Consider the following 20790-nt stretch of genomic DNA (forward strand, 5'->3'; position numbering starts at 1 on the left):
TTGACAAGTTATTTTCAAGAGCGTATTATATAAAAATGTACATGGGGTGTACTGTATAAATAAAAACACGCCACATATTAAAAAAATGGACGAATTCAAGGATTAACACGCTCCATAACGTAATATTTATAGCGTTTGGGATTATTTTCAAACTAATAGTACATGGGGTATACATTTTTAAAAAAAGAAAGGTAGATAGTAAATGTTTAATGAATTTAAATTTATATTTAGAAATAAAATGTTGATTGTATCTCTTATAGCCATAGCGCTTATCCCTCTAATTTATGTGGCACTATTTGTAGGATCAATTTGGGACCCTTATGATAAGACAGATCAATTGGAAATATCTATTGTAAATCAAGACGAATCAGCCAAATTAAATGGTGAAAAAATAACAATTGGCGATGATTTGGTAGATGAATTAAAAGATAATGAGGATTTTAAATTTCAAGCAGTTTCCGAGAAAAAAGCTGCACATGAATTGGAAAAAGGTAATAGTGTCGGAACAATTATTGTACCTAAAGACGCATCTAAAAATGCAACGACATTACTAGATGAAAATCCTAAAAAAATTAATTTAGAAACGCAAGTTAATCCGGGGTCAAGTTACACGGGTAGTCAAACTGCTCAGAAAGCAATTGATACAGTAACAGACACAATTAAAAATGACATTCGTGAAAATTACTTAACTGAAATATTTGAGAGTACGAAAAAATCACAAGACGGTTATCAAGATACATCTGACGCACTTGGCGAAATGTCTAATGCAGAGTCACAATTAATTGATGGTAATCAGCAAGTCAGTGATGGCTTACAACAATTAGTCCCAGCCGTAGGTCAACCTGCACAGCAATTATTATCAGGTAATGACCAAGTTACTGATGGTTTAAATCAATTACAGGAAAATAATGATCAATTACAAGCTAAGTTAGATGAAGCAATCACGAGTCAGCAAGATGTTTCACTTGAAGATGACAATGAAAAAGCATTAAATAATGTGACAAAAACAAATGAAAATAATCCTACTGAGGCTGGCAATTATGGCGAAACAATTGTACCTTATATGGCGAGTGTAAGTTTATTTGTTGGAGCAGTGTCATTTAGTGCGATTTATCCTTTGAGAAAAACATTAAACAAAGGTGTTTCCTCAACTAAACAAGCGCTTGGTAAGTTATTACTTTATCTACTACAAGGTAGTTTATCAGCATTGTTTATGAGTAGCTGGGTTATATTTGCATTCAACATGTCGATTGACAACGTAGGCCATTTCCTATTAGTGACCTTCTTATGGGCTATTGCTGCAATAACGATTACATCATTCTTAGCGTTATTCTTGGATAGAATTGGATTATTCTTATCCATTTTATTACTCATATTACAATTGAGTTCAAGTGAAGGTATGTTCCCAATTGAACTTTCAGACAGTTTCTTTAGATGGATTCATCCATTTTCTCCAATGTCCTATGCGATTCAAGGATATAGAGAAGCAATCTTTACCAATGCTGGCCACTTTAGCTTTAGTTTCATTGTAATACTATTAAGTGCTATTATTGTTGGAATGATATTATTACAATTCTTAGTACTATTATGGTTTAACAAGAGAGAAAAAGTTCCGTTTTCAGTGGAATTTAAATAAAGCTAAAGCAATATAGGGGTGAAAAGTATGGAAAATGAAAACATCAATCAAACGATAGAAGAGGCCATTACCAAATTTCAGTTTGTTATGTTGCATTTAAATAAAGAAATTGTAGAAATGATTAAGGAAACAGGTTTAGGTAATTTTCTATCAAGAGAACAAATTGAAGCAATGAGAATAATACAAACTGAAGGTAAAGTGACGATTAATGAACTTGCAATGTTGCAAAATATATTTAAAACGGCAGCTTCTAAACGTATCGTTAAATTAGAAGAAATGGGCTACGTTGAAAGAGCCTATACAGATAATAAACGTATTAAATTAGTTAAACTCAGTACAGAAGGGGAGACTTTTTTAAAAAAGGCAAATTCAGTTATGATTGAAGCTGTTAAAGAACGTATAGGTGACAAATTCACAACAGATGAAGTACATGAGTTTGTAGACCAATTGGCGCGACTTAATGACGCATTTAAAGCACATAAAAACTGACAAAAAAGACTCGCATACAATGCGAGCTTTTTTTGTTATTATATTATTAATTATTTCAAACATATTTTGTTTAGAATGAATAGACTTAAATATTAACAATTAGTATAATTAGCATTGTAATTGAAGCGAATAAATAGAAATAGGAGGCGCACGATTATGATAAAAAGAACAACTGAACGCGTACTCACATGGATAGGTATTGCATTGCAATTAATTGGTGTAGTACTTATCGCAGTTTTCATACCAATGATAGGTAACAATGAGGTAAAAGAAACAGTCATCCAACAAATGATGGCAGATGATCCAAGCTTCTCATATGAAGATGGTACAAATATCTTCGGTATGTTGAGTAGTTTATTAACAGCAGGTTTGGTTTTATCTATAGTAATTTTAATCATTGCAATCATTGGAGCTATTCTAATAAATAAAAAAGCTAAGGCAGCAGGAATCTTACTTATTCTAGTAGGTGTCATTTCATTCTTAGGAAACTGGATAAATGCGGTGTTATGGATTGTTGCAGGTGTTATGTTATTAGTAAGAAAACCAAAACAACCGATTCATGGTGAAATGTATAATGACAATAAGCAAGACGCAGTGAATGAGCCATATGAAAGATCTAACTCTAATCAAGATCAAGATTTAAAAGACTTTGATGATTTAGATGGAAAACCGAAACAAGATCATAATGATCCATATAAATACTAATTAAACGCGACAATTAAATAAACCAAAACAAACTAGGTTTCCAGATGATTGGGAATCTGGTTTTTCAAATTACAAATACAATAGACATATTATAGTCATATTCACATTCATAAAATCGTAAAAAATATGTTATATTTTAATAAAGAGCTATTCAATTAAATTAATTGTTATCAGGGCTATTTTCTGATATTAAAATGGGGTGAAAAATATGATGATGGTAATTGGAATGCTATTACCTATTTTGGTAGTTGGATTTATAGTGATGTCAGTGTTAGAAGAGAAAAAAAGAAATCGCAAAAAATAATATATTAAGTATTGGAAAGAAACACTAATCTTAGAATGCTTAATTACAAAATAGAGCTAATTTCTTCGTGAAATCAGCAATTTAGTTGAAGGTTAGGCTTACCTCTGAGTGAAGGAAGGCTAGTGGAAGTCTAATTCTCGACTCAATATGTGGAAATTATAGCGTTTTAGCTATTCAAAGTTCCAGATGACCAAGTTAAAAAGAGCCTGGATTTCAGAAGCCTAAAAATGAAATTCCATACATAAAATATTTATAAAACAACGGATTGTTTAACGTGAAACAATTTGTTGTTTTATTTTTTTACGTAAATGTAAGGATGAAAAAGATTTTATTAGTCAGACAAACGGTAAAATAATTAATATTCTGCTATGATAAACTATAATAATTAATTTATATAAGTCTAATTCATATATGATTTTGAACAAAGGGGGCATATAATGAGTGAAATGTTGTATATTTTACAAACTGTACTTTTACCTATTTTTATCATGATTTTTTTAGGATTTATTTTACAAAAGAAATTCACTTTAGATTTAAAAACACTAGCTAAATTAAATATATATGTGTTTGTTCCAGGTTTTATATTTGTGAAGTTTTATAAAACAGACTTTGCTATAAAGCTTTTATTTTACATAGTTATTTTCTTTATTTTGTATATGATCGTCCTATATGTCATTGGTAAACTGTTGTCTACTATTCGTAAAACAGATAAAGGGGAAGCTACAACGCTGACGAATAGTATTCTGTTTTTCAATTCAGGTAATTACGGCGTTCCAGTTAATGATTTAGTTTTTAAGGGCGATCCATTGACTATGTCGGTGCAGGTTATTGTGTTGTCATTACAAAATATATTCACTTTTTCATACGGGATTTTTGCGATTCAGTCATTGCAAATTGGGAAATTAAAGGCGTTACTTGGATATTTTAAAATGCCAGTTTTATACGCTTTGGTGTTAGCCATTATTTTAAATTATAATAATGTGCCAATCCCAGAATTTATTTGGACGCCAGCAAATTACGTAGCGGATGCAATGATTGCTGTTGCGTTATTATTGCTAGGTGCTCAAATTGCGAATATTAAATTCAGCTTTAAATGGTCAATTTCTTATATTTATATAATTGTGAGATTAGTTATTGGCCCACTCATTGCTTTAGTGATTATTAAGTTACTTGGTTTAGAAGGCGTGATTGCACAAACGTTATTTATTGCTTCTGCTATGCCAACATCGGTAAATAGTTCAGTTATTGCACAAGAATATGATAACCATCCAGAACTTGCTGCACAATTGGTCTTCTTATCAACATTACTAAGTGCAGTAACAGTAGTCATCGTCATCTATTTTTCTAGAATTCTATTTTAAATATCTAGTCAACATTTGGGGGCCGGAATACGAAATCAAATTTTGATTTCTGTTCCGTTCCCTTTTTTTTAGAATTTTGATTTTTTTATCGAACGTGTTATAAATAGGTCGTATATCACATATTACGAAATAAAAATTTAAAATCTATTTATAAAGGACCGATTAAATTGACTGATGCAGTGTTAGGTATCGATATTGGAACAAGCTCCGTTAAAGTAATAGCAGTAAATAGACAAGGTAAAGTTTTACAGAGTGCAAGCGAATCTCTAGATATCATACAGCCACAAAATGGGTTTAATGAGCAACATCCAGAAGCGTGGTTTGAAGCAACTAAACGATGTATTAAGCGATTAATGGTGACAGATGAAGTTAAGCATATACATATTAGCGGACTATCACTTTCAGGACAAATGCATAGTTTGGTGATATTGGACGATAATGAAGAACCCCTAAGAAATGCCATTCTTTGGAACGATACAAGGACTACACCTCAATGTGAAGTTATTAAAGAAAAACTAGGTGATTATGTGTTAGATAATCCTGTATTAGAAGGTTTTACACTTACGAAATTATTATGGATAAAGGAAAATGAACCTGAACATTGGTGCAATACTAAAGTGTTTTTATTACCTAAGGATTATGTTCGATTCAAATTAACTGGCAAGTTAAATATGGAATATTCAGATGCCTCGAGTACATTATTATTTGATCATAAGTGCAAAGCTTGGGATGAAAATATTGGTAAACAATTTGGTGTTCATAATATTTACCCTGAACTTGTAGCTTCATATAAATTAGTAGGCTATATGGACGACAAGATAGCAAAAGAACTCGGACTAAATGCGCAAGTGGCTGTTATAGCAGGCGGTGGTGATAATGCATGTGGAGCGCTTGGTGCGGGAATGATTAAAACGAATGAAACACTCTGCAGTATTGGCACTTCAGGCGTGGTTTTATCATGTGAAAGTGAAAAACATACGGAATATCGCCGAAATATGCATTACTTTAATCATGCATTAGAAGATATGTCTTATGTTATGGGCGTGACACTTGCTGCTGGAGACAGTTTGCAGTGGTTACGCCGAAATATATTAGGACATTTAAGCTATGATGAAATTATTACTATGGCAAGCCAATCACAGGTTGGCAGTAATGGATTATTATTCACACCCTATCTATCGGGAGAACGTACGCCACATGGGGACTCCAACATTAGAGGGAGCTTTATAGGTTTAAGCGCCTTACACAGTAGAGGTGACATGGCACGGGCAGTTATTGAAGGTATAACCTTTTCTTTATTCGAGTCGATAAAGTATTTACGTGATTGTGGTAAAGATATTCAACATATCGTGTCTATCGGTGGCGGTGCAAAAAGCGACTTTTGGTTGCAATTACAAGCGGATATATTTAATACAGAAATTAGTAAATTGAAATATGAAGAAGGACCTTGTATGGGTGCAGCAATCTTGGCTGTATATGGTCTAGGATGGTATGAAAGTATCGAAGCGGCTACAAAGCAATTTATACGTTATGAAAAATCTTTTAAACCAGATAGTGAGAAGCACAAACAATATATGCTGTATTTTGATTTATATCAAAGTGTATATCGACAAACTCAAAGCCTTACAGCTGGTTTACTAAAAATTTCTAAAGCTAAAACATAGTTACAAGTTGAATTATTTAAAAATAAGTAATAGTATCGACTTTAACACTTAGAAATCAACTTAAATTATAATACCACTTGAAATAATCAATGGAATAGGTTAAGTTGTATGTAATAATTCTTCAACACATATTTAATAATTATTATAAAAAATTAAATAGCTTAAATAACCACTGGAAGTGCCTTGCATAAGGCTGAGACCGAAGTAGTAACTTGGGAATTCCTTGAACCTGATCCAGTTTGTACTGGCGTAGGAAAGTGGCGTTATAAACATGCGAATTCGTTAATCCAACGTCATTTTTCTTACCAGAAAAATGACGTTTTTTTTTGGAGTGAAAACATTGTTTATAGCAATTACACAGTATAAGTATTTAAATTCAGTAGACATTAAGCAGTATATCAATATAGCGCAGTTTATAGATTATTTAATTATCAGAACACCAATGGAGACGACTGAATTGATTGATTGGGTTAATTTGCTTAGCCAATCCGGTTTTCCTAAAAGTAAAATAATTATTCATGACAATTTAACTGTATTAACACGATGCAAGTTACGTGCGATTCATTTTAAAGAAAAAGATGAACGCATAGCGGATTTTAAATATAATCATCCTGACATCCAAGTCAGTATGTCTACACACGACACAAAACATATAGCGCAAGCAGAAGCATTACAGTTAGCTTTTGTCTTATATGGACATATTTTTAAAACCAGTTCTAAACCGAATCAACATCCAAGAACAAAAAATGAAATAAATAAAGCGTTAAAATTCAATATCCCAATTATCGCGTTAGGTGGTATCAATACACAAACTTTAAAAGGGCTACCTAATGGATTCAAAGGAATTGCAGGGATTTCCATTTTTGCGCAACAAAACATAAATGAAATCAAACAGCTGAAGGAGGCTTGGAAGACGTATGTATGATGTCATAATCATTGGCTCCGGTGTAATGGGTATGTCGATCGCAAGAGAATTAAGTAAATCAGATATCAAAATTGCTGTGATAGATCGTGATATCCCAGGGAAACATGCTTCATTTAAAGCTGGAGGAATGCTTGGTGCTCAAAATGAATTTACTGAAGACAGTGATTTGTTTCATATAGCGCGAGAGGCTCAAGAAATGTTCGAGCCACTGAGGGATAGTTTGCTAGATGAGGTAGGCCTAGATATTGAATATCTGGATAGTGGTTTAATTAAACTCGCAAGCAGTATTGATGATAACCCAAGTGTTGAAAAGCAATACAAATTTCTGCATCAATACAACCGAGCTGTGGAATTATTGCCTGCAAAGTCACTGAAACAAAGAACGAATGGCAACGTAATATCAGACAATTTATCCGCGATGTATATACCGAATGATAATCAAATCAATGCCAATAAATACACGAAAGCATTATTAAAATCGTTAGAACAACGTGGCATTCACCGTATTTACAACACAGAAGTTAGTGAAATAACACCATTAAATCCAGGCTATCGTGTGGTAACTCATACAGATGTGTTAACTGCAGAAAAGGTAGTGGTCGCTGGAGGAGCTTGGGGTGGGAAATTATTGAGCCGCTACATGCCAAACAGTAGTGTTACAGGAGTTAAAGGTGAAGTGTTACTTGTAGAGCATCCAAATCTGTCTTTAGAAACAACGTTATTTACTACAAATGGTTGTTACGTTGTTCCGAAAATGAAAAATCGTTATTTAATTGGAGCTACAAGTTACTTTGATGATTATTCAGTAGGCGTCTCACAATTAGGGGAAAAATGGTTGTTACAACAGGCTACGACGCATATTCCTAAATTAAGAGAAGGTAAATTAATCAATCAATGGTCAGGCGTTAGACCTTATACCTCAGGTGAAAAACCCATTATGGATGAAGTAGCTAAACATTTATTTATTATTTCAGGACATTATCGCAATGGCATTTTATTATCACCTTACGTTGGAAAATGGATGAGCAATTGGATTCAGTATGATCGTAAGCCGGAACAATTTGCAGATTTTATAATTGAAAGGGGTAAGACCAATGAAGTGCATTATAAATGGTGACAACTTTACTTTTGATAAGACATTAAGTATTCAGGAAGTGATTCAAGAACTAGATTTGGATGAAACACGTATGATTGTGGAACATAATGACCAATTAATTCAGCGAGAACAGTTTTCAAAGCATAAGGTTACGGATGAAGATCGTTTGGAATTATTAGAATTTGTAGGAGGCGGATAACATGTTCAATATAGGAGAATTTAAGTTGAATTCAAGATTATTATTAGGTACAGGGAAATTTGATAGTGAAGCAATACAAACGGAAGCAATCGAGGCGTCCGGGACAGAGGTTTTGACCTTTGCAGTACGTCGAATGAATTTATACGATAAAAATTTACCCAATCCATTAGCGAAAGTAGACTTAACTAAATTCATTACTTTTCCTAATACTGCAGGTGCCAAATCAGCAGAAGAAGCAGTCCGCATAGCTGAAATCGCAAATCATGCAGGTGTCTGTGACATGATTAAAGTAGAAGTTATAGGAGACGATGAAACATTATTGCCCGACCCGTTAGAAACGTATAAAGCTTGTGAAATCTTGTTAGATAAAGGTTATACAGTTTGCCCTTATATTTCTAATGATGTGGTATTAGCAAAACGATTAGAAGATTTAGGTGTGCATGCCATTATGCCACTCGCATCACCGATAGGCACGGGCAGAGGTATTAATAATCCTTTGAATTTACGTTATATTATCGAAAAAGTAAATGTTCCTGTCATAGTTGATGCGGGTATCGGTTCTCCTAAAGATGCCTGTCATGCAATGGAACTCGGTGCAGATGGTATCTTACTTAATACGGCAATATCTAGTGCACAAAATCCAGTGAAAATGGCCGAAGCAATGAAATTAGGTATTAATGCAGGTAGGTTGAGTTATGAAGCGGGAAGAATACCAGTGAAATACACAGCACAAGCTTCGAGCCCTACTAAAGGTATAGGATTCCTATGACACAACGCTATGATCGACAAATGCGTTATGAAGCATTTGGTAAATATGGACAAGCACAATTGCAACAGACACATGTCATGATTATGGGCGCAGGTGCGCTTGGAAGCCAATGTGCAGAGTTGTTAACTCGAATGGGCGTTGGTCAGCTCACTATTATCGATATGGATATTGTAGAACAATCCAATTTACACAGACAGGCTACTTATGTTGAAGCAGATGCCACGCAAATGCTGCCTAAAGTAGAAGCGTTAAAAGTGCATCTTGGACAAATTAATAGTGAAGTTCAAGTACAGGCGTTATATCAAGAGATTACAAATACAAATATTGAAGCATTACTCTGTCAACATCAACCTGACATTGTTCTAGATGGAATGGATCATTTTGCGATTAGATATTTGATTAATGAAGTTTGTCATAAATTAGGTGTGCCATGGATTTATGGTGCAGCTGTAGGCAGTAAGGGCACAGTATATGCCATTGATTATCAGGGGCCATGCTTAAAATGTATGCTTAGTACGACGCCATCTACAGGGGAAAGTTGCGCAATAAACGGTGTGCTTCCTCCAGTGATTCATCAAGTGGCAAGCATGGAAGTCTCAGAGTTATTAAGGTGGCTGTCTGGAAAAGGTTTTTCTAAAAAATTAACAACGATGGATTGCTTTACGATGCAATATAAAACACTCAATATAGATTCATTAAAAAATAGTAACTGCCCTATCTGTAACGAAGGAAATTATGAATATCTCAACATGGCTCAACCAAATTCTATTGAAAAACAGTGCGGTAATGTATTTCTACTGAGATTTACTCCTCAAATATTTAAATATACAGATTTACTTCCAGTGAAAGTTATGAAAAGTAATCATTTCGCTAAAATGATATCTTATCGAGATTATCAAATAACGCTATTTAAAGACGGCAGAATGAACGTGTATGGTATTGGAAATGAAGGCCAAGCAGTAGCATTATATGAAGAATTTCTAAAATACTTAAAGTGATAAATGAGCTAATGCATTTATTGCAAAAACAAACTAAAGTTCATGAAATGTTTAAAAATATATGACAAATTCGTTAACGTAGATGTTCATATTTGAATCACTATATATAGTGTTATAAATTAAAATAAAACACAATATATAGTGAAGAGGGATAATATGAATAAACTTGAAACGAATTTAAAAAATCTTATTACTAAAGATCCTACAGTAGTTAATGAAAATGCCAATAAAGATAGTTCTACTTTTTCAACAATGAGAGATTTAACAGCGGGGGTCGTTTCTAAATCATATGCACTGGACTATTTACTTCCAAAGCATGTGGCTGAAGCACATAAACAGGGAGATATTCATTTTCATGATCTAGATTATCATCCTTTTCAACCGCTAACGAATTGTTGCTTAATTGATGCTGAAAGTATGCTAGAAGATGGTTTTCAAATAGGTAACGCAACAGTGACTTCACCGAAATCGATTCAAACAGCATCTGCGCAGTTAGTACAGATTATTGCGAATGTATCGAGTAGTCAGTATGGTGGTTGCACGATTGATAGAGTAGATGAATTGTTAAGTAAGTACGCTCAATTTAATGAGCAAAAACACCGCAAAGTTGCAGAAAAATTTGTGAATGCAGCGGATATTGATACATATGTGGATAATCAAGTGACACAAGATATAGGTGATGCTATTGAGAGCTTAGAGTATGAAATAAATACTTTATATACATCTAATGGACAGACGCCATTTGTAACACTTGGTTTTGGACTCGGTATAGATAAATATAGCCGTAAGATTCAGCAAGCAATTTTTCAAACGCGTATTAAAGGCTTAGGTAAAGACCGCATTACCGCAATTTTTCCTAAATTAGTATTTTCCATTAAAAAAGGCGTGAATTTCAGTGAATCAGATCCTAATTATGACATTAAACAACTTGCTTTAGAATGTTCTACAAAGCGTATGTACCCAGATATTTTAAATTATGATAAAACTGTGGAATTGCTAGGTGATTTCAAAGCGCCGATGGGATGCCGTTCATTTTTACCAGCATGGAAAAATGAAGCAGGTGAATATGAAAATAATGGTAGATGTAATCTTGGAGTAGTAACACTCAATGTACCACGTATTGCATTAGAATCTGATGGTGATATAGAACTATTTTGGAAATTATTCCATGAACGTATGAATATCATGCATGATGCGTTAGTGTATCGTTTAGAGCGAATAGCAGAAGCAACACCTGATAATGCTCCTATTTTATATAAAAATGGCGCATTTAAGCATCGCTTAACAGACAATGATAATGTGATGGACCTATTTAAAGGTCAACGTGCAACATTATCTATGGGTTATATCGGTTTATATGAAGCGGCTACAGTATTCTTTGGTCCGAATTGGGAAAGTAAATCCAAAGGTAAAGCATTTACGTTAGCTATTTTAAAAGCTATGAAAATTTATCAACTGCGTTGGACAGAAAAATACGATGTGTGGTTCAGCATCTATAGTACACCGAGCGAATCTTTAACAGATAGATTTTGCAGATTAGATCGAGAAAAATTTGGGGATGTTGCTGATATTACAGATAAAGGTTACTACCAAAATTCATTCCATTATGATGTACGTAAAGATATTACACCATTTAAGAAAATTGATTTTGAAAAAGATTATCCTGTGTATGCAAGCGGTGGGTATATTCACTATTGCGAATATCCAAAGCTCAATCATAATTTGAAAGCTTTGGAAGCGGTGTGGGATTATTCCTATGACAAGGTGAGTTATCTAGGGACGAATATTCCTATCGACCATTGTCGTAAATGTGATTTTAAAGGAGATTTCAAAACAACAGCTAAAGGTTATCAATGTCCTGAATGTGGTAATGATGACCCAACAACTGTAGATGTCGTTAAACGAACTTGCGGTTATTTAGGCAATCCTGTACAACGCCCGACAATTGAAGGTCGTCATAAAGAAATGTGTGCACGCGTTAAACACTTGAAAGATACGACATTATGAAAATCTTAGAAATTACTAAGGGACAAGGTTACATTGCTAAAATAGAAGCACAGAGCTTTGTTGATGGCGAAGGGGTGAGATGCAGTATGTATGTTTCTGGTTGTCCTTTTGCTTGTAAAAATTGCTATAACAAAGCTGCTCAAAACTTTAGATACGGAGAGCGTTTTAATGACTCGATTTTAGAAGAAATTATGAATTATTGCGAACCAGATTATATTTCAGGTTTAAGCATTTTAGGTGGCGAACCTTTCTGTAATGTAGATATTACTTTAAAATGTGCCCAAGTATTGAGACAACGTTTTGGTAATTCCAAATCGTTATGGGTATGGACAGGATTTTTATATGAATATTTAGTTCAAGATACTGCTGAGAGAAGGGCATTACTTGAGCTCATCGATGTATTAGTAGATGGGCCTTTTATCAATCATTTGTTTCAACCGAACTTACCTTATAAAGGTTCATTAAATCAACGCATTATTGATGTACCAACTTCATTGAGCACAGGCAAACGATGTGAATATATTACGAATTAAAAAAGAACTTAGTTTTTAATATTTTAACTCGGTTACGCAAGCGAATTAGTATTAATATAGTAAGAAGTTTCCTAATATAGAGAGGAACAAGAAACTGAATGTAATCACTATAGATAGAGATTGAGCATAGCGTAAAGGAGTAGATTATGAATGTGTACCGGATTTTCATTCTTATCAAAAAGTAACCAGGCGATTTTAGGGCGTACAATGGATTTTGTCTATCATTTGGACGGACAACCTGCAGTACAACCACGTCATTTTTATTGGGAATCGCGTGTTGGATATAAAGGTGAGACGTTGTATGGTTTTATCGGAGCAGGCAGTGATATGGCAGGCTTTGTATTTGGAGACGGCGTGAATGAACACGGCGTAGGTGCTTCCGTACAGTACTTTAGAGGTTATGCATCGTATGCTTCTGAAGTACGAGAAGGCTTTATAAATATTAGCCAAAACGAAATTATTACATGGATACTTGGCTATAATAAAGATATTGAGGATTTAATCGAAAATGCTAAATCAGTCAATGTGGTGGCGCATGTAGTAAATGAAATTGCGGAAGTTCCACCACTGCATTATCACATTTCTGATGATACAGGCAGATCTGTCGAGCTTACCTTTCAAGATGGTCGTGTCATCATAAATGAAAATCCAATCGGTGTATTAACGAATAACCCAGATTTAAATTGGCACTATGAAAATTTAAGAAATTATGCAAATATTACGCCGCATAAACCACAGGAAAGTACATTTATGGGGCAACCGCTAAAATCTTTAGGAAATGAAGGGGGCACTTATGGTTTGCCAGGTGGCTATACAGCACCAGAGCGATTCGTGCGTACTGTATTTTTAAAAAATCATCTTATAAACAGTGACAAACCTGAGTATGATGTATTGGATGCTTTCAAATTATTAGATGGCATTAGTATCCCTAAAGGTGCTGTGCTTGATGAAAATGGAGAATTGCATTATACCCTTTACCAAACTGTGTTCAATTTAACAACACGCATAATGTATGTTAAATGGTACGATACAAACCAAATAACTGAATTGCAATTAACTGAAGACCTCATCACAAAAAAAGATATTACTGTTTTTGAAACAGCTAAAGGTTTAGTTACCAATAAATTGAATTAATAAGTAACGATGACTTGAAGCGGAATATTAATGAAAATGGAGCAATGACTACTTAATGTCGTTGCTCCATTTTATTTTTATAAATCATGTAGTTTAGACTCTATTTCTGTTCTTTGGTTTTCCATAAAATCTGGCAAATTGAGTTGTTTTCCTAGGTTTTCAATATCTGTATCAACCGTGAATCCAGGTGAGGCAGTTGCAAATTCATACATAATACTATTATGTCGATAATAAAGAGACTTGAAAAAGTAGCGGTCTATAATGCCACTATTATTTCCTGGGTTATGATTGATTGTATTTAATACGGCTTCTAAATTTGAATCTTTTGGTGTGTTCACGGCGATATGATGTACATATCCTTGACCAGGACGCGCACGTTCCCCTTGTTGTTCAATAACTACAAAATCAGTATACAAACCTTCTTGATCTAATGTCATAACTGTTTCGTCAGTGTCTTGACGAAGTGCGTAATTTAATTCGTTTTTTAAAAAATCGATGGTTGGTTGAGCTTTACGTACTCTAAGCTCAACGGGTCCCATACCTAATATTTGATGTTGTACAGGAACATCCGTATAAGGATTTTTTCTCCAAGTTGTGGGAATTTTATAATCATCGTTAACAAGCAATACGATTTCTAGATTATCGACATCTTTAAATAATAGTGCTGGCTGATTTAAATATGTCATATCAGTTGTCGTAATATTAGCATCTGTGAGACGTGACTTGAAATAAGATAGTGCAGCTTCATTTGGAACAAGTAGTGATAAACGATGTATAGAATTTGTACCAGGACGATTCTTACCTACATTTGGAATTTCAAAAAAACTTAGTAACGTACCGACAGAGCCAATTTCATCACCGAAAAATAAGTGATACATAGTTGGATTATCTTGGTTCACAGATTTTTCAACCAAGCGTAATCCTAATATTTGAGTGTAGAAGTCTTTGTTTATTTGAGCATCTTTTGTATACATTGAAATGTGATGATGACCGACAATATTCATATGTGTACCCCCGCATTATGATAATTTCTAGTTTTAATACTCATTACCTATTTAAAAGAAAATAAACCGATGTAGTATAAAAAGTATACTAGTTATCTATAATATATGTCGAAAGTGGAAAAAAAGCAATAACTGTGAACTATTATAAGTAATACATATTATATCTTGATATTTTAAAGGAAATTTCACATAGCGTAGAAATGATAAAAACTTCAACTTTGTTGGGGATTTTTGTATGTTTTCCTCTGACACAGCCCTAATATGTAGCATTTAGCTATTTCTTTATTAACTAGTCAGGAGTCGTCCTAAATCACTACTATTTTTAACTAGAATCTATATTATCTGTGGTAGGTCTTATTTTAATATTAATCACAAATTTAATTATATGATTTTAATTATTAATTAAAATAAAAATATCCCTTCATAAATATGCACTTAAATGTGAATACTATGAAGGGATTTTATTATGCTTTGTTGTCCTGAGTGAGCGTAAGCATACCATCTTCCATGTGATATACACTATCACAATACTCAGTTAGTCGTTCATCATGCGTAACAACGATGCAAGTTTTGTTTTGTTCCATCGTTTGTTCTTTTAAAATTTTCATTACTTCCATTGCATTGTTCGTGTCTAATGAAGCGGTTGGTTCATCAGCTAAAATAATTGATGGTTTTGTATAAAGTGCTTTAGCAATTGCAACGCGTTGCTTTTGTCCGCCAGATATTTCACTTGGGAGTTTATTCTCAAGCACCGCAATATCAAGTTGCTTAACAAGTTGGTTATAACTTGCTTCGTCTAGCACATCTTTTTTCTGTTTTTGTAGTAACTTAAATTGCTGTTTTACATTTAGAAATGGCACAAGATTCGTAGCTTGAAGAATAAAACCGATTTCTTGCATCCTCGTTTTGGCTAATTCTTTCAGCGAAAGTTGAGATACTTGTTTATCATTGATGATAATTTCACCAGATGTGGGCGTCTGTAATGCGCCGGCCATTGTTAGGAATGTACTTTTTCCAGAACCAGAGGGTCCGATAATGGCAATCAGTTCATTTTTATTAAATTTCAAAGATGTAGGTTTTACAGCTTCAATTGTTTGATTCCCATCTTTAAAGCTTTTAGTGACGTTTTTAAATTCTAGCATTTATTTATACACTCCTATTTATCCTATTGCCTTGAGTGGATCTACTTTTCTAATCGTCAATATCGAGAAGAGGCTACCTAATAGAGAAACTATGATAAGGACGACGCCGTATACTAATAACGTAGTAACATCAAATTTAACTGGGACCACACTTGGTAAAAAGGCACCAGTAAGTAAAGTTAGCGCAAGACCAATCACTGTACCAATCATCGCAATGATGAACGTTTGTGATAATACAACTTTTGCTAAATATCCATTTGTGAAACCTTGTGCTTTTAACACACCGAATAAATTAGTTTTTTGTAACGTAATGACATATAAAAAGATGCCAATCACTGTTGCAGAAATAATAAATAAGAATGTAATCATAAAGTTTAACGTTAAGTTTTGAGCTTGATAACCTGGTAAGTTTTCAACGAAACTTTCAATTTCTATAGCTTCTAAATCACTATTTAAATCTTGTTTATTCCAATCTTTATCTCTGACCACGACCGCATTGGTTTTATCTTCATTTAATGAAGGATTAATTTTTTGTATTGTACTATTATTAGAAAACAGCACTGGAGAGGCATTGTATTTAGCACTTTCACTAAAGCCTACAATTTCTAATTTTTCATCTGATTGTGATAACGATAATTTATCTCCTATTTTAAATCCTTTATCTTTTAGAGTTTCATCTGCTATTACTTCATTGTCAGATTTAACTTTTTTGCCTTCTATAATATCAGGGACTAGGAAAGAATCAGAAGTGACACCAAATAGTAAGGCATTTTCTTCTGCATTACCATTAGAAGCGATAACACCTGTCTGTTTTAAAGTCGTTTGTTTATCATATGTATTTCCGACATCATCTTTATTGAACGAAGACTGCTCTACAGTTTCATTTGCATCTTTATTTAATACAATAGCATCGGCTTGCCATTTATCGATACCTTCTCTATTCATATTCATCAGTCCGCTTGCTAAGCCAGATAAAAGGAAGAGTAGGTAACTAATCATAATCAAGACACCGATAATCAAGCTGAATTTCAACTTGTTACGTTTAATTTCATTCCATGCTAAAAACATAAATTACCTCCTATATGTAAATTGTCACTAGATTTATATAAATTAAAAAATTCATTTTCAACTTATTTTATAAAGCTTACTTCTATAATAACCTATTTAAATATAGAATGTATTCATTTTCTATGTGAAAAAGACAGTGTATCTTAAATCGTAGATTATTTAATGAAGGACAAAACACTTGTATAAGCTATTACTTATACAAGTGTTTTGAAAATTAACCCTCAAAATTTATAGTTTGTGGTTCGACTAATGTTTTATCATTCATTATCTTAATAGATTTTGGCTGAGCTTTAACTACACATAGTTCTGGGTCAGTTTTATTATCGAAAAATGATTTGTCTTGGTTTTGCCATAACCAATCAATTGTTTCTTGATCTTGAACAATTGATAATGTGGCATCAATTTCTAGAAAACTACGATTATTTGTATCATCGTAACCAATTAAAATATGTGCACGTGGGTTTGACTCAATTTCCTCAATTTTTATTGAGTTAACATTTGTTTTTGTATAAAGCGTGTTACCGTCATTATAAAAAATCATATATCTACTGTTAGGTATATGATTATATGCGGTAGATAACACCCCGACACGTGATGTGTTGAGTATTTCATTAATCTTGTTAGTTAAATTAGTATTATTCATATATGAATCACCTCTATATATTTTATTCCCTAATAATGAGAATTAAAAAGTAAATTCTGAGAAAATTTAATAAAGTTCAATTTGATAATAATCATTCTAAAATCATCATAAATGCTAAAACTACAAGACATGCAGACATACTAACTTTATAGATGAATTCATATTTTAATAGAAGATTTTTAAAACAAAGACCCATAACGGCCCAGGCGACTGCACCTGAAACACCGATAAGTGCAATGATAATTGTATAACTCAGTGTAGCAAGAAAACTTATATTTTGAGTAGTGACATAGGTCACGATAGCAGTAAGTACATAAACGATTGTTTTAGGATTCATATATTGAAGAAGCAAACCATCTCTCATACGATACGTATTGCTTTGTTGAGCGTCTTTACTATCATGTTTAAATACAGAATAAGCAAGATACAATAAGTAAATAAATCCCACTATTTTAATTACAAATATAAAACTTGAAAAGTAAGCAGCCATATATTCACTAAATAACAAGCAAAACATGGAAAGCGTTAAAAAACCTAATCCAATACCAATTAAGAATTTCGCAGTGCCTTTAAGACCTAATTTTAAAACGCCGTCTAATGCTAATAAATTGTTAGGCCCAGGGGTATAACTCATAAAAAACGTATAAAAAATAAATGATATAAACAAATTGCATTCTCCCTTCATTATCCTGTATTATGGAAATATAATCATTAAAATTCCGCTCAATAGGATATTTCCTTTTAAAAGGATTTTATATCCATTAAACAGGAAAGTCAATATAAAAGGGGGCAAATAATGGAATTTCATAAAATAGTAGCTAAGAATATTTACTTATATAGAAAGAAAAATAAGATTAGCTTGGACAAATTATCAAAACTCACAGGGGTGAGCACATCTTCATTGAATGAAATTGAAAAAGGTAATACGATTCCTTCAATAAATACCGTTTGGAAAATTAGTAACGGTTTAAAATTATCGTTTAGTAGTTTAATGAATGAGGCAGAGTCAGATTATACACAGTTAAAAAAAGAAGATGTTGTACCTGTTACTGAAGATGAGGGAAAATATCGTGTTTATCCATATTTCCCATTTGAAAAGAGTAAGTCCTTTGAATTCTTTTATGTAGAGCTCGATCCAGGAGCAACATTAGATGCAGAACCCCATTTATCCGGTTCAGAGGAATCAATTATTGTAATTGATGGGCAATTAGAAATGCATTTAGAACATGAAACGCTTCATTTAGGCGAAGGCGATGCCTTGAGGTTCAAATCAGATATCTCTCATAGTTATATTAATAATGGAGAAAATATAACTCTAATATCTATGGTTATTGACTATCAATAAATTAAAACCCATGTTCCTCGATGTAGTAGAGGGCATGGGTTTTGTTATATAATTCATACTATAAAATAAGATTATAAAGTTTTGCTCTGAATATTTATTATTCTTGTTTATGAGCATTTTCATTATTTTTTTCTCTGTTAAACCAAAAATATGCATTAGGAGCATCTTGTTGAGTGGGTTTATAAACAGCCAAGCTGCCAGAGCCTTTCGATTTTTTCTGATTTTCAAAATCTTTTAAAGCACGAAAGGCGGGTTTACATAAAATCCATATAGCTATAATATTTAGCCATGCCATCATACCAACACCTACATCACCCATGGCCCACGCAGCATCAGCGGTTTTAATAGTGCCGTATGCAGTGGCAAAAATAAGTAGGAAACGAGTCAATGTAATATAAAAATTTGATTTTTTAGTACTCATATTTCTAGTGAGATACGCAATATTTGTTTCAGTAATGTACGAATAAGCTAATATGGTAGTAAATGCAAAGAAAAACAATGCAATAGCTATAAAATAAGAGCCGAACCCAGCAAAATTTGGATCAAATTGGTAGCTATCACCTTGAAATGCTTTATCGATACCAGATTGTACATACATGGCAGTCCCAGAAAAATCTTTAGAGCCATCTGCATTCAACACATAAACACCATTATCTTCAATTAAATTAGGCTGTCCCTGTGCATTCTCAGTACCATCTGTTGTATTATAAGTTCCTGAAATTAAAATAATTAACGCGGTAGCTGTACAGACGAAAATAGTATCTATATAAGCTGAGAAAGCTTGTACAAGCCCTTGTTTTGCTGGATGAGATACTTCTGCTGCTGAAGCTGCATGGGGCCCTGTCCCTTGACCTGCTTCATTTGAATATAATCCACGTTTTACACCAATTTCAATCATTGCGCCAATAATGCCACCAAAAGTAGATTGCAACCCTAGTGCAGATTTAAAAATAAGTGCGAACAATGCAGGAACTTCTTCAATATTTAAAAAAATTACAATAACAGCTAATAAAATGTAAGCTATAGCCATAAAAGGGACAATTGCTGTTGCCATACTGGCAATGCGTTTAATTCCACCAAAAATGATAAGCGATAGTAATATCACGAGAAAAATAGTGACTGCCCATTTTGGAACGCTAAAAGCACTATGTAATGAAGTTGCAATTGCATTGGACTGTACGCCTGGCATTAAAAGTCCGATTGAAATAATAGTCACTATGGCAAATATCAACGCAAATATTTTTCCGAACTTTCCTCCAATACCATTTTCAATGTAATAAGCAGGGCCGCCTCTGTATTCCCCATTTTCCTTTTGTTTATATATTTGTCCCAATGTAGACTCTACAAATGCAGTGCTTGCGCCTAGTAAAGCTGTCACCCACATCCAGAAGACTGCACCGGGGCCGCCAATAAATATGGCTGCTGACACACCAACGATATTCCCTGTGCCAACTCTGCCTGCTAAAGATAATGAAATAGCTTGAAAACTAGAGATACCTTGTGGAGATTTTTCTCCTTTGAATAATAAACGTATCATTTCTTTAAATTGTCTCACTTGTGCGAAGCGAGTAATAAGTGAAAATATCAGTCCTGTTATTAATAAACCAAAAACTAACGGAGGACTCCATATAATTTTATCTAAGAAATCAATGAATTCTGTAATCAAATTAATTCTCCTAACATAAAATGGATTTTACACTGACTTATGTAAGCGCTTGCTAGCAATTGTACACGTCTGAAATCTGTGAGCAAGAGTGTCAATTAATTC

20 protein-coding genes and 1 riboswitch are annotated in these 20790 nt (G+C 33.4%); of the genes, 14 read left to right on the forward strand and 6 right to left on the reverse strand.

All coding sequences use genetic code 11. The features are described from left to right. Window positions 1-202 precede the first annotated feature (202 nt). The 13 genes from ACP3TL_RS12815 to ACP3TL_RS12875 all read left to right on the forward strand — a co-directional run bounded on the left by ACP3TL_RS12815 (window position 203) and on the right by ACP3TL_RS12875 (window position 13820). Window positions 203-1636 (forward strand): YhgE/Pip family protein, encoded by a 1434-nt coding sequence (locus tag ACP3TL_RS12815; RefSeq protein ID WP_285325857.1) that lies wholly within the window; start codon window positions 203-205, stop codon window positions 1634-1636. 27 nt (window positions 1637-1663) lie between these two features. After that, window positions 1664-2125: a MarR family winged helix-turn-helix transcriptional regulator gene (locus ACP3TL_RS12820; RefSeq protein WP_069818108.1), complete on the forward strand. Its 462-nt coding sequence runs from the start codon at window positions 1664-1666 to the stop codon at window positions 2123-2125. Between the two features lie 156 nt (window positions 2126-2281). Next, window positions 2282-2830, forward strand: coding sequence for a DUF4064 domain-containing protein (locus ACP3TL_RS12825; RefSeq protein ID WP_069832737.1), 549 nt, complete (start codon window positions 2282-2284; stop codon window positions 2828-2830). Between the two features lie 741 nt (window positions 2831-3571). Further along, on the forward strand, window positions 3572-4495 hold the full coding sequence (locus tag ACP3TL_RS12830) for an AEC family transporter (RefSeq protein ID WP_285325855.1): 924 nt from the start codon (window positions 3572-3574) through the stop codon (window positions 4493-4495). Between the two features lie 167 nt (window positions 4496-4662). Continuing rightward, on the forward strand, window positions 4663-6159 hold the full coding sequence (xylB, locus tag ACP3TL_RS12835) for a xylulokinase (protein WP_285325853.1): 1497 nt from the start codon (window positions 4663-4665) through the stop codon (window positions 6157-6159). Between the two features lie 164 nt (window positions 6160-6323). Next, window positions 6324-6432, forward strand: a riboswitch (TPP riboswitch). 58 nt (window positions 6433-6490) lie between these two features. After that, window positions 6491-7084 (forward strand): thiamine phosphate synthase, encoded by a 594-nt coding sequence (locus ACP3TL_RS12840; protein WP_277580066.1) that lies wholly within the window; start codon window positions 6491-6493, stop codon window positions 7082-7084. Beyond that, window positions 7077-8201, forward strand: coding sequence for an NAD(P)/FAD-dependent oxidoreductase (locus ACP3TL_RS12845; protein WP_069832733.1), 1125 nt, complete (start codon window positions 7077-7079; stop codon window positions 8199-8201). The genes ACP3TL_RS12840 and ACP3TL_RS12845 overlap by 8 nt, the downstream gene beginning before the upstream one ends. Further along, complete coding sequence (gene thiS / locus ACP3TL_RS12850; RefSeq protein WP_069832732.1) at window positions 8179-8379, forward strand: sulfur carrier protein ThiS; 201 nt, start codon at window positions 8179-8181, stop codon at window positions 8377-8379. The genes ACP3TL_RS12845 and thiS overlap by 23 nt, the downstream gene beginning before the upstream one ends. A gap of 1 nt (window position 8380) precedes the next feature. Continuing rightward, window positions 8381-9148: a thiazole synthase gene (locus tag ACP3TL_RS12855; RefSeq protein ID WP_069818115.1), complete on the forward strand. Its 768-nt coding sequence runs from the start codon at window positions 8381-8383 to the stop codon at window positions 9146-9148. Then, on the forward strand, window positions 9145-10146 hold the full coding sequence (locus tag ACP3TL_RS12860) for a ThiF family adenylyltransferase (RefSeq protein WP_069832731.1): 1002 nt from the start codon (window positions 9145-9147) through the stop codon (window positions 10144-10146). Before ACP3TL_RS12855 ends, ACP3TL_RS12860 begins: the two co-directional genes overlap by 4 nt. 141 nt (window positions 10147-10287) lie before the next feature. Continuing rightward, window positions 10288-12153, forward strand: coding sequence for an anaerobic ribonucleoside-triphosphate reductase (gene nrdD / locus ACP3TL_RS12865; protein WP_277575674.1), 1866 nt, complete (start codon window positions 10288-10290; stop codon window positions 12151-12153). Continuing rightward, window positions 12150-12686, forward strand: a complete 537-nt coding sequence (gene nrdG / locus ACP3TL_RS12870; protein WP_069818118.1) for an anaerobic ribonucleoside-triphosphate reductase activating protein — start codon at window positions 12150-12152, stop codon at window positions 12684-12686. The genes nrdD and nrdG overlap by 4 nt, the downstream gene beginning before the upstream one ends. A gap of 150 nt (window positions 12687-12836) precedes the next feature. Then, window positions 12837-13820 (forward strand): choloylglycine hydrolase family protein, encoded by a 984-nt coding sequence (locus ACP3TL_RS12875; RefSeq protein WP_069832730.1) that lies wholly within the window; start codon window positions 12837-12839, stop codon window positions 13818-13820. Between the two features lie 77 nt (window positions 13821-13897). Here ACP3TL_RS12875 and ACP3TL_RS12880 read toward each other — a convergent pair whose 3' ends face one another. The 5 genes from ACP3TL_RS12880 to ACP3TL_RS12900 form a co-directional block, all read right to left on the reverse strand. Continuing rightward, on the reverse strand, window positions 13898-14824 hold the full coding sequence (locus ACP3TL_RS12880) for a VOC family protein (RefSeq protein ID WP_069832729.1): 927 nt from the start codon (window positions 14822-14824) through the stop codon (window positions 13898-13900). Between the two features lie 464 nt (window positions 14825-15288). Beyond that, on the reverse strand, window positions 15289-15966 hold the full coding sequence (locus ACP3TL_RS12885; protein WP_069818127.1) for an ABC transporter ATP-binding protein: 678 nt from the start codon (window positions 15964-15966) through the stop codon (window positions 15289-15291). 18 nt (window positions 15967-15984) lie between these two features. Next, entirely contained in the window at window positions 15985-17034 is a 1050-nt protein-coding gene (locus ACP3TL_RS12890) for an ABC transporter permease (protein WP_069832728.1), read from the reverse strand. Between the two features lie 214 nt (window positions 17035-17248). Next, window positions 17249-17677, reverse strand: coding sequence for a pyridoxamine 5'-phosphate oxidase family protein (locus ACP3TL_RS12895; RefSeq protein WP_069818129.1), 429 nt, complete (start codon window positions 17675-17677; stop codon window positions 17249-17251). 91 nt (window positions 17678-17768) lie between these two features. Further along, window positions 17769-18344 (reverse strand): LysE family transporter, encoded by a 576-nt coding sequence (locus ACP3TL_RS12900; RefSeq protein ID WP_069832727.1) that lies wholly within the window; start codon window positions 18342-18344, stop codon window positions 17769-17771. A gap of 129 nt (window positions 18345-18473) precedes the next feature. Here ACP3TL_RS12900 and ACP3TL_RS12905 point away from each other — a divergent pair, with 129 nt between their 5' ends. Next, the gene (locus tag ACP3TL_RS12905; protein WP_277575673.1) at window positions 18474-19022 is read left to right on the forward strand and encodes a helix-turn-helix domain-containing protein; all 549 of its coding nucleotides are present in this window, start codon (window positions 18474-18476) and stop codon (window positions 19020-19022) included. A gap of 97 nt (window positions 19023-19119) precedes the next feature. Here the strand turns inward: ACP3TL_RS12905 and ACP3TL_RS12910 are convergent, their stop codons facing one another. Further along, complete coding sequence (locus tag ACP3TL_RS12910; RefSeq protein ID WP_069832725.1) at window positions 19120-20688, reverse strand: alanine/glycine:cation symporter family protein; 1569 nt, start codon at window positions 20686-20688, stop codon at window positions 19120-19122. Between the last annotated feature and the right edge of the window lie 102 nt (window positions 20689-20790).

The sequence above is a fragment of the Staphylococcus caseorum genome (genome assembly GCF_049943195.1).
In the GTDB taxonomy this organism is placed as follows: domain Bacteria; phylum Bacillota; class Bacilli; order Staphylococcales; family Staphylococcaceae; genus Staphylococcus; species Staphylococcus equorum_A.